This window comes from Desulfovibrio sp. (assembly GCF_035644575.1).
Classification (GTDB): domain Bacteria; phylum Desulfobacterota; class Desulfovibrionia; order Desulfovibrionales; family Desulfovibrionaceae; genus Desulfovibrio.
In genome coordinates this window covers 1-9,585 of record NZ_DASQOG010000180.1, presented here as the reverse complement: position 1 = coordinate 9,585, position 9,585 = coordinate 1, and the positions used below count along the sequence as shown (strand labels likewise).

Annotated in this window: 11 protein-coding genes; 6 read left to right on the top strand and 5 right to left on the bottom strand. The window is 55.7% G+C overall.

The genetic code is table 11. The annotated features are described in order from the left end of the window. From VEZ52_RS10440 to VEZ52_RS10420, 6 genes are all read left to right on the top strand, one after another. Nucleotides 1-513: UbiX family flavin prenyltransferase (locus VEZ52_RS10440; RefSeq protein ID WP_324836753.1), on the top strand; the 513-nt coding region annotated here is incomplete at its 5' end. A 101-nt stretch (nt 514-614) separates the two neighbouring features. Beyond that, nucleotides 615-1,301: a metal-dependent hydrolase gene (locus VEZ52_RS10435; protein ID WP_324836752.1), complete on the top strand. Its 687-nt coding sequence runs from the start codon at nt 615-617 to the stop codon at nt 1,299-1,301. Nucleotides 1,302-1,344: 43 nt separating this feature from the next. Continuing rightward, a complete protein-coding gene (locus VEZ52_RS10430; protein WP_324836751.1) occupies nt 1,345-1,782 on the top strand; it encodes an Rrf2 family transcriptional regulator in 438 nt (145 codons plus the stop codon). A 202-nt stretch (nt 1,783-1,984) separates the two neighbouring features. Then, nucleotides 1,985-2,941, top strand: coding sequence for a cysteine synthase A (gene cysK / locus VEZ52_RS10425; RefSeq protein WP_324836750.1), 957 nt, complete (start codon nt 1,985-1,987; stop codon nt 2,939-2,941). Between the two features lie 643 nt (nt 2,942-3,584). Then, complete coding sequence (locus VEZ52_RS14650) at nt 3,585-3,941, top strand: 4-fold beta flower protein (protein ID WP_414649514.1); 357 nt, start codon at nt 3,585-3,587, stop codon at nt 3,939-3,941. Nucleotides 3,942-4,251: 310 nt separating this feature from the next. Next, entirely contained in the window at nt 4,252-5,511 is a 1,260-nt protein-coding gene (locus VEZ52_RS10420) for a TniB family NTP-binding protein (protein ID WP_324836749.1), read from the top strand. A 188-nt stretch (nt 5,512-5,699) separates the two neighbouring features. Here VEZ52_RS10420 and VEZ52_RS10415 read toward each other — a convergent pair whose 3' ends face one another. From VEZ52_RS10415 to VEZ52_RS10395, 5 genes are all read right to left on the bottom strand, one after another. Continuing rightward, nucleotides 5,700-6,482, bottom strand: a complete 783-nt coding sequence (locus tag VEZ52_RS10415; RefSeq protein WP_324836754.1) for an IS3 family transposase — start codon at nt 6,480-6,482, stop codon at nt 5,700-5,702. Between the two features lie 11 nt (nt 6,483-6,493). Continuing rightward, a complete protein-coding gene (locus VEZ52_RS10410) occupies nt 6,494-6,742 on the bottom strand; it encodes a transposase (protein WP_324836748.1) in 249 nt (82 codons plus the stop codon). Nucleotides 6,743-7,002: 260 nt separating this feature from the next. Then, entirely contained in the window at nt 7,003-8,676 is a 1,674-nt protein-coding gene (locus tag VEZ52_RS10405) for an acetolactate synthase large subunit (protein ID WP_324836747.1), read from the bottom strand. A gap of 100 nt (nt 8,677-8,776) precedes the next feature. Then, nucleotides 8,777-9,349, bottom strand: a complete 573-nt coding sequence (gene gmhA / locus VEZ52_RS10400; RefSeq protein ID WP_324836746.1) for a D-sedoheptulose 7-phosphate isomerase — start codon at nt 9,347-9,349, stop codon at nt 8,777-8,779. Next, the coding region (locus VEZ52_RS10395; RefSeq protein ID WP_324836745.1) for a hypothetical protein at nt 9,330-9,585 on the bottom strand (256 nt) is incomplete at its 5' end. The genes gmhA and VEZ52_RS10395, both read right to left, overlap by 20 nt.

Below are 9,585 nucleotides of genomic sequence, written 5' to 3'. Positions count from 1 at the left end.
CTGCTGGCGGCCATGCCCGATGTGCGCACCCATTGCGTGGTTTCCGATGGCGCGCGGGCCGTGCTGCGGGCGGAATGCGGCGCGGACGCCGATCTGCTCACGGCGCTGGCGCACACCGTGTATGCTGCGGAAGATCTGGGAGCAGGCCCGGCCAGCGGCTCGTGGTGGCGGCGTGGTAGCGAACCGGCGGCCATGCTGCTAGTGCCGTGCTCCATGGGAACAGTCGGGGCCATCGCCAGCGGCGCCACGCGCAACCTTGTGCACCGGGCTGCGGATGTAGCGCTGAAGGAGCGCTTGCCTCTGGTGATGGTCACGCGCGAAAGCCCGCTTTCTGCCATACATCTGCGCAATTTGCTGACCCTGCGCGAGGCTGGCGCGGTGATCATGCCGTTTTCCCCCTGTTTTTATCTGCGCCCTGCAGGCGTGGAGGAACTGCTGGAGCAGTTCTGTGGCCGCATCTTTGACCAGGTGGGGCTTGCGCATGGTCTTGCCCGCTGGACAGGTCAGGCATAGCGCAGCAAAGGGCGGCACCACGCCGCTCCTCCATTTGCCGTCTTTCGTCCCCCTGTCGGTACGTATTTTCTGAATTGGTAAAGTCTTACGCTGGAGGCAGCATGAGCGACATAACCTGGTTTGGACACTCGGCATTCAAAATCAGCGCGCCTGACGCGCAGGTGATTATTGATCCTTTTTTTGCTCCTTCTGCGGGGGTATCGTCCAGCGCGGCAGGTGATGTGGATATTGTGCTGGTGACCCACGACCACGGCGACCATGTGGGCGATGCCGTATCCCTGTGCCGCCGCACCGGCGCGCAGCTGGGGGCCATTGTGGGCACGGCGGGCAAACTTGCCGAAGCAGGTGTGCCGCAAGAGCAGATTCTCAACGGCATTGGCTTCAACATGGGCGGCACCCTGACCCACAAGGGCGTGAGCATGACCATGACGCAGGCCTACCATTCCAGCGATTCGGGCGCTCCGGCGGGCTATATTGTGCGGATGCCCGATGGACTCACCGTATACCATGCGGGCGACACCTGTATTTTCAGCGGCATGGAGCTGTGGGGTCAGCTCTACAGCATTGACGTGGCCCTGCTGCCCGTGGGCGGCGTGTTTACCATGGATGCTCGTCAGGCAGCTCTGGCCTGCAAGCTGCTGCGCTGCAAGGCTGCCGTTCCCATGCATTGGGGAACGTTCCCGGTGCTGGCGCAGAGCGCAGCAGGGTTCAGGGCTGAGCTTGAAAACCTGCATCTGTCCTGCCGCTGTGTGGAAATGGCCCCCGGCGAGACCGTAAGCTTCGGCTGATTTTTTCCTGCGGTTGCACCGCCTTTTCCCGCAAGGATTACCCATGAGCGTTTCACTCAAATGCCAATACGGTTTGCGCGCCCTCTTCGAGCTTGCCCGGCGCACAGGCAGCGGCCCCACGCGCATTCAGGAGATTGCAGAGGCGCAGGCCATTCCCCCGCGTTTTCTTGAGAACATTCTCAACCAGCTCAGGCGCGGCGGCTTTGTGGACAGCCGCCGCGGCAAGGCTGGCGGCTTTATGCTGGCCCGCTCTGCCAGCCAGATCACCACGCTCGAGGTTATCCGCTTTCTGGACGGCCCGGTGCATCCTTTTGACTGCGAGGGCGACAGCCCTGTGCGCAAGTGTTCCCTTGGGCCGGACTGCGTGTTCATGCCTTTGTGGCAGCGGGCGCGGCAGGCATTGGAAAACGTATACGGCGGCACCACGCTTCAGGATCTTGTGGACGCTCAGGCAGCCGCTATCCCCGATTTCAGCATTTGATACGAGTTTGTCTTAGCCTCTTCCGGGCGGGCAGAAATATTTTTGCATCAGGCCTTGCCTTTCAGGAGTTCTATTATTATCACTTAGTCAGTCGAGTTAATGTATTTAATGCCGGGCCAGAGGTGTCATGCCCGCCCGACACGGCTGAACCATACAATCTGGATTGCACACAGCATCGCCAAGGCGGGCAAGGAGAACGCATATGTCCAGAATTTATCAGAATAATCCCCTTTCCATCGGCAATACCCCTCTGGTGCGGCTTAACCGCGTGGTCGGCCCCAAGGCCATAGTGCTGGCCAAGATTGAAGGCCGCAACCCCTCCTATTCCGTCAAATGCCGCATTGGTGCGGCCATGATTGCCGATGCCGAGAGCCGTGGCCTGCTACGCCCCGGCGTGGGCATTGTGGAACCCACCAGCGGAAATACAGGCATTGCCCTGGCCTATGTGGCCGCTGCCAAGGGCTATGAGCTTACGCTCACCATGCCCGAAACCATGAGCCTTGAGCGCCGCCGCGTGGTGGCCATGCTAGGGGCCAAGCTGGTGCTCACGCCCGGTGCGGAGGGCATGCCCGGCGCCATCAGAAAGGCTGAAGAGTTGGTCGCTGCCAACCCCGGCGCGTATTTTATGCCCCAGCAGTTCAAGAATCCGGCCAATCCGGCCATACACGAAGCCACCACCGGCCCGGAAATCTGGAATGACACAGATGGACAGGTGGACGCCATTGTGGCGGGCGTAGGCACAGGCGGCACCATTACGGGTATTTCACGCTATCTTAAGCAGGTGCGGGGCAAGAACATTGTTTCCGTAGCTGTAGAGCCTGAGGCGAGCCCGGTCATCAGTCAGCATCTGGCGGGTAAACCCCTGCAACCCGGGCCGCACAAGATTCAGGGCATCGGCGCTGGGTTTATCCCTGAAACGTTGGATGTCAGTTTGCTGGATCGGGTGGAGACTGTGGGCAACGATGAAGCCATTGAATTTGCCCGCAGGCTGGCGCGCGAAGAAGGCATTCTTGCCGGTATTTCTTCCGGCGCGGCGGCAGCGGCCGCGGCGCGGCTGGCGGATTTGCCCGAATTTGAGGGCAAGACCATCGTGGTTATTCTGCCTGATGCGGGCGAGCGGTATTTGTCGTCTGCCCTGTACGAAGGCATTGGCGAGTAGAAAAGAGAATAAAGGCAGGGAGGCCGAGAAGGGCCTTGGTGGCGAGGGGAGGGGTATACTGGTCGCGCACTCGCTAAAAACATACCCTTTTTCAACGCGAAAACGGCGTATTGCTATCTAAAGCAACACGCCGTTTTATTATGTATTAATGGTGGAGAGGGTGGGATTCCGCATTCACCACATGTAACCATTGGAATCATTGAAGATTTGATGTGCTTCCAATGGGCTTGGTGTAGCAGTTGAGGGAGTAGTTTGGCAAGCTGTTAACGCAGGGGTTGACTATCTCTAGATTTGCAAAAAAATATATGGTATCGGCTGGCAACTACAGGCTGTGAGGGGTAAATATGGCCTTCTTTCTTCCATGGCTAGCTGTTGGTGTTGGCCTGAGCTTTACGGGGTGGGTGTGCATCCGCTTGTATCACAAAATGATTCTGCCGATGATCTCGCTAAAAAAGTCATGGAAACTCTGCCAGAACGAATGGCAAAATGCATCAAACATGTTGAAGCCACACCAGCTGGGTCAGGCTTGCTTTCAACTCCGGAACCCCTGACTATATTAAGGCTGAACTAAAAGAAAATCTCAAGCTGGTGGAAAAGTAACACCAAGCCTTAGCTTTCTACCTTCACCAAATCGGAGGGCAACATGATCTTTTACAACCGTCATGGGCAAGCTGTTGTTAATATGAATGAGAGGGGGCAGCTTTTTTCATTCCAAGGACACCCGCTCGGCTATATCAAAAACGATGTTATTTTCACATATCAAGGACAGCATTTAGGCTGGCTGCATAATGGGTGGATTAGAGACAGTAATGGACATGCAGTCTTTTATGGGGACCATCCTACAGGCGGTCCAATCCCTCCTATCCGAAAAATAGCACCAATACCAGCTATCCCACAACTGCCCCCCATCCCATCGCTGCCCCCACTCCCGCCACTTAGACCTCTCTTTTCTTCCGTCTGGTCACAATATGTCGATACCAATTTCTTCCATTTCAGATAGGACGCCACTGTTTGTACTATAGAGCTGGTGCGGTGACATGGCTATAAGTTCAAAGCGCAGCAGCCTCCAGGCAGAAGAGGTTGGCCTGTCCTAGCCCTCATGCGCTGTCTTATTGATGGAGAAACGCCAGCCGGAGGGTGGCTCAACGAGAATATGAAGTGCTGGCTGGGATAATCGTTAGGACCAAATGGCGCCACTTTACCAGAAATAAACTCCAAACCACCGCATATCTACCAAAGGTTGTTGACTATCTTAGGTGATTCGGGGATCGTCGGGAGGCGTTGGGATTTCAAATATTCTGGAGAACACCGTGAGTACCTCTTATTTACTTGAAGATATCTTTGTTGCAGGAGGGTTGCCCTCTGTTACCTATGTTGAGCGCACTACAGATGACGTCAACAGGTCCTTTATAAAGTCCATATCTCAGCCCAATTCCATTGTGTCCCTCACAGGGCCAACAAAATCTGGAAAAACAGTACTATGTAGAACGATACTCAAAGACGCGCCATATATATGGGTTGAGGGTGGGCAGGTTTCAACCGAAGAGGCCATTTGGAGCAAGGTGTGTAGCATACTAAACTTTCCTATTACTACAACACAATCACAAAGACGACAGAACTCTTCATCTGTAGAGACTTCCATTGAAGGAGAGGGAGGAATCCCCCTCCTTGGAAAATTGAAAGCAGTATTTAAAGTAGGTGGATCCCAGCTCTCTAGCAATGAGATGACGAGAGCATACTCTATCGACACAATGCTAGAAGCCCTTAGGTATATGCAAGAAAATAAAGTGCGACTTGTAATAGACGACTTCCACTACCTGCCTCAAGATGTAAGGATATCGTTTCTTAGGAGCATCAAAAGCGCAATCTTTGATGGATTAAAAATAGTACTAATATCTGTAACACATAGAGCATTTGAGGCGATAAGGTCTGAGCCGGAACTCACAGGACGGTTCATACATGTAGAAATACCAGAATGGAACGACAGTGAGCTGTTGCTCATCCCGAAACGTGGACTAGAAACACTTAATGCAACATGTGATAGTAAAATCATACGTAGTCTGATAAGTGAATCACATAAGAGTCCACTGTTGGTGCAGAAGTTTTTTTGGGAGCTATGCTTCAATAGTGGCATAATGGCATATACCAGTACAACTCAGAACATACCTGTCAATAGTGATATTGAAGCAATATTTCGAAGTGTTGCAAAAGATTCTGGAGAACCAATCTACACAAGGCTTGCTGCTGGACCACAAACAAGAACAGCTCGTCAGCAACGTCCCTTGAAAAATGGCGGGACTGCGGATATCTATCAAGCAATTTTTCTTGCTGTCGCTGCCACTGGCCCAAAGGTAAAGATTTCCTATGACGAACTACGCGGTTTTTTAGCCAACATTTTGGCAAACAAGCCTCCGCAACGACTTGAAGTTTCAAATGCCCTTAAACACCTAGCGAAAATCGCAAGTGGAATATCGCAAGGAGATAAGCCAATTGATTGGGACGAAGAGGCGCGCATTTTATACATCCCCGACCCATTTTTGCGTTTTTTCCTCCGATGGAGGATTAAATAACGCAGCTTCTCCTGCCCGACGATCAGCCCCTTCGACTCCAGCTCGAAGAGTTCCTTGGAGTGGGCTTCGAGGGTTTGCAGATGGTGGATCGGGACGATGGTGTAGCCAAAGGGTGCAAGGTCTTCTCTGATCCTGTCAGGGGCAATCAAAGGGGTGGTGCTAATTGCCATGTAATGCCCCCCCATGAATCAAGCGGCCTTTAAGGGAGTATCCTTCAGGTTTTTACCAGCCTGCTGATGCACGCATTGCGGGGGCTTCCAGCCAAGCGCCGAGTGCAGGTATGTGGTATTAAAGAGTTCTATCCAGCCGGAAAGTGCATCGGTCAAGTGCCCAAGGCTGCGCCATTCGTGCAGCCAGAAAAGTTCTTCCTTAATCGTGCGCATCGTCCGTTCAGTATCCGCGTTTCCTTTGGGATTGTTATATCTAGTGAATGCCTGTGAGATGCCTAGCATCGCGCATCCACGCACAAATGCCTTTCCTGTTGGTTGGCAGCCGTTATCACTCATCAGGCTCAAGTCCTGTTCTCGGACGCCTTCGGGAAAGTGCGCTTGAATGTCCATCTCCAAGGTTTGCAGCCACTCATGACTTCGACTTTGGTAGCCAGCATGATGGCCGACGATCTTTTTAGAAAACCAGTCCACTACCAGTACAACATACACCCAGCCACTTTCCGTCATGACCTTGGTCATATCGATGCCCCACCACTGGCAGGGCCGAACAGGACGCGGTTTGCTTCCAGTGGAAGTGCGCTTTGCCTGCAAGGCTGCTCTCCTAACTCCCAGTCCATACAGACGCATCAAACGTTCCACACGTTTGGCGTTGATGTTCATGCCGCTTTTATGTCGGAGGGTAGCCCACACGCGGCGGTAGCCCCAAAAAGGATGCTCCATTTTAAGGGCTTCGATCAGCGGCAATATCTCGGCATCGCGCTGAAGCTGAGTCTGGCCGGTTCGCCGCCTGTCGCTTACCAGTCGTTTTTTTTTTATTCCAGCGTCAACTCGCCAACGGCCAGCTTAAGCCTTTGGTTCTCTGCCGAAAGGCGCTCCTCACGGCGGTTTGTCGTGCTGGCTTCGAATGCCTGGGCGGCATTGGCCAAAAAAGTATCTCGCCAGCGGTAGTACATGCTCTGAGTGATTTGATATTCACTGCAAAGGCTTGCCACAGAGCGCCCCTGTAAGCCTTCAAGCACGATGCGGGCTTTACTTTTGCTGTCCCAGATACGGCGTTTCATGTTTCCTCCAAACTTGAAGAAAACTACCTTAACAGGGCTGCCTTGTTAATGGGAGGCAGTATAGTGCAGCCCCTAACAGGCCCCCTTTGCCCCACGCCGGGGAGGCGAAATCGCGCGCCGCGCAGGCGTCCCAAACTTCGCAGGACGGCGGAATAACAAGCCCGAAGAGCAGAAAAAAATAACCGGATATCGCAAAAGAAACAACAAAACGGCCACATCCACCAAAGATGCAGCCGCTCCGTTAAAAAAATATCAATTCGCTACAACTCATCCAACGCACACAGCGCAGGCGTCAGCTCTCCCAGGCTATTGATGAGCGCCATGTTCTCGCTGTAGTCCACAGGGCAGGCCACCAGCGACACGCCGGGTTCGTCCAGAGCCTTTTGCAAGGTGGGCAAAAGTTCGGCGGCGCTTTCAATGCGGTAGCCCTTGGCCCCAAAGCTTTCGGCATAGGCCACAAAGTCGGGATTGCCAAAGTCCACGCAGTCGTGCGAGCCGGATTCCATGTCCATCTTCCACTTGATGAGCCCGTAGCTGTCATCCACCCAGATCAGTATCTTGAGCGGAATATTCTCGCGGACAGCGGTTTCCATCTCCTGCGAATTCATCAAAAAGCTGCCATCGCCCATCACGGCCAGCACCTTGCGCTCGGGGCAGGCCAGATGCGCGCCGATGGCTCCCGGCAGGGAAAAGGCCATTGTGGAAAGGCCGTTGGAAACAATGCAGGTCAGGGGCGCATAGGTGGGGTAGAGGCGCGCCATCCACATCTTGATGGCCCCTGTGTCGGCCAGCACAATATCTTCATCGCCCATTGCAGCGCGAATGTCGCTCACGATGCGCTGCGGCTTGAGGGGGAAGTCGTCGCTCTCACGGCCCTTGGCAAGTTCAGCCTCCACCAGTTCGCGGATTCTCGCCCCGCGCCCGGCGGAAAGCAGAGGTTCCGCCCCAAGCTCCTTGGCCAGAGAGGCCAGGGCAAGGCCCACATCGGCCATGATGCTGATCTCGGGAATATAGTGGGCGTCCACATCGGGCATGAATGTGTTGATGTGGATGATGCGCTTGTTTGAATGGGGATTGATGCGCATGGGCGTGAATTCTTGCAACTCATAGCCGATGGAAAGAATCACGTCCGCTTGATCGAAGGCGCAGTTTTCGTAGTCGTGCCGCATAAAACCGATGACGCCCAGCGACTGGGGGCTGCGGTCGCTGATAACGCCCTTGCCCATGAATGTGGTCGCCACGGGGATTTTGTAGCGCTCGGCAAAGGCGGCCAGCACGGCGGCATTGCCTGTGCGGGCCACGCCGTGCCCGGCCATGATAACGGGCTTGCGCGCGCAGCGCAGCAGGGCGGCGGCTTCCGCCACCGCAGCGGGCGAGGGGATGGCCTTGGCGCAGGGTGCCGCCTTGAGGGGCACGGCCTCGGGCATGAGGGCTGCTTCCACGTCTTCGGGAATAGCAAGGTAGGTCGCGCCGGGGCGCTCCTCCTGCGCTACCTGAAAGGCATTGCGCACCATTTCGGGCACTGCCTGGGGCGTCAGCACCGTATCCGCCCACTTGGTAACGGGCTTGAACATGCCTACAAGGTCGACAATCTGGTGCGATTCCTTGTAGATGCGCTTCAGCCCCACCTGGGCGGAAATGGCCACCAGAGGGCTTGAATTGGTCTGCGCGTCGGCCGCGCCCAGCAACAGGTTGATGGCTCCCGGCCCGAGAGTGGCGGCGCACACGCCCGCCTTGCCTGTCAGGCGGCCATAAATATCGGCCATCAGGGATGCGCCCTGCTCATGCCGGGCAAGAATAAAGCGGATGTCGCCGGAGGCGGCCACAGCCCGCACAAATTTGATGTTTTCCTCACCGGGGATGCCGAAGACGTACTTAACTCCCTCGGCCCTGAGGCATGAAACAAGGAACTGGGCTACGTTCTGCTGATCCATGGCTAACCTCGTTGGGGCGTTTGCCCAAGACCCATGCCTTGGGATGAATGGCCGGAAAGGCTTGGTGTCATCCTGCCGTCTGCGGAATCTGTGGTCGGGCCTATTTTTGCGCCACGGCGCGTTCAAGCACATCGGCCCAGTGGTGCAGAATGAAGATGTGGGCCTCCTGAATGCGGGCCGTGACATCGTGGGGCACAATAACAGCCATGTCGGCCAGGGATTCCAGCTTGCCGCCGTCCCTGCCCAGCAGGGCGATAGTGGCAATGCCCTGAGCGCGGGCCTCGTTGACGGCGGCGATGATGTTGGGGGAATTGCCGGAGGTGGAAATGCCCACAAAAACATCGCCGGGGCGGGCAAGAGCCTCAACCTGACGGGAGAAAACATCGTTGAAGCCGTAGTCGTTGCCGATGGCCGTGAGGTTTGACGTGTCCGTGGTCAGGGCGATGCAGGCCAGCGCCTTGCGGTTGCACTGAAAGCGCCCCACAAGTTCTGCCGCGAAGTGCTGGGCGTCTGCAGCCGAGCCGCCGTTGCCGGCAATAAGCACCTTGCCGCCTGCCCCAAGGGCCGCGCCCAGCCTCTCTGCCGCTGCTTCCACGGCGGGGCGCATGGTCTGCAACGCGCCAAAAAGCTCCAGATGGGCGGAGAGGGATATATCAAAAAGCGAATTCGTCATGATCTGGCCTTGCTGCACGGTTTGGTTTCCCCGTAGGGGCATCGGTTTTGAAAACGTCTTGCAAGCCTAGCAAGGCCGGGAACAAAAGAAAAGCATCCGCCGCCCGCGCTTGCGGCACCGGCGCGCATGCCGTACATGCAGGGGAGGAGGCATTATGAGCACATTCAAAGAGCAGTGGGCGCAACTGCTGGCCCCCAACCGCAAAACCGGCACGGGCATGAAGCTCGACACGCTGG

Bases quoted from the DNA above. Each gene is read 5' to 3' on its own strand.
- VEZ52_RS10430 (WP_324836751.1), top strand. From the start codon at position 1,345: ATGAGCGTTTCACTCAAATGCCAATACGGTTTGCGCGCCCTCTTCGAG.
- cysK (WP_324836750.1), top strand. From the start codon at position 1,985: ATGTCCAGAATTTATCAGAATAATCCCCTTTCCATCGGCAATACCCCT.
- VEZ52_RS10435 (WP_324836752.1), top strand. From the start codon at position 615: ATGAGCGACATAACCTGGTTTGGACACTCGGCATTCAAAATCAGCGCG.
- VEZ52_RS14650 (WP_414649514.1), top strand. From the start codon at position 3,585: ATGATCTTTTACAACCGTCATGGGCAAGCTGTTGTTAATATGAATGAG.
- VEZ52_RS10405 (WP_324836747.1), bottom strand. From the start codon at position 8,676: ATGGATCAGCAGAACGTAGCCCAGTTCCTTGTTTCATGCCTCAGGGCC.
- VEZ52_RS10410 (WP_324836748.1), bottom strand. From the start codon at position 6,742: ATGAAACGCCGTATCTGGGACAGCAAAAGTAAAGCCCGCATCGTGCTT.
- gmhA (WP_324836746.1), bottom strand. From the start codon at position 9,349: ATGACGAATTCGCTTTTTGATATATCCCTCTCCGCCCATCTGGAGCTT.